The sequence below is a fragment of the Lactobacillus gallinarum DSM 10532 = JCM 2011 genome (genome assembly GCF_001434975.1).
Lineage (GTDB): Bacteria > Bacillota > Bacilli > Lactobacillales > Lactobacillaceae > Lactobacillus > Lactobacillus gallinarum.
Genome location: NZ_AZEL01000038.1, coordinates 1 through 264, shown reverse-complemented (window position 1 = coordinate 264; position 264 = coordinate 1). Strand labels below are relative to the sequence as shown.

The following is a 264-nucleotide window of genomic DNA, read 5'->3' as shown; positions in this document are numbered from 1 at the left end:
TTACGACACCATTTTGATCATAAGTGGCATCAGCCGTAAAGGTAAAACCAGCCTCATTAGCTGCTGGTGTTTGCTTTGTCCCATCGGTAAAGATAATAGCTAAATCAGAGTCATCTTCATCAGTGTCGAGATCCAATTCATATTCGTCGTTACCTAAAGCGGTCATTTTTTTGCCAGGCCAAGCTGAAGTTATAGCTTTATTCGTATTTTTATTATAAACATAGGCATAAACTCTACTACCCCAACTTGAAGGCTTTTCAAAAT

Annotated in this window: 1 protein-coding gene; it reads right to left on the bottom strand. The window is 38.3% G+C overall.

The genetic code is table 11. The annotated features are described in order from the left end of the window. The coding region (locus FC37_RS04610; RefSeq protein ID WP_156400660.1) for a starch-binding protein at nt 1–264 on the bottom strand (264 nt) is incomplete at both ends.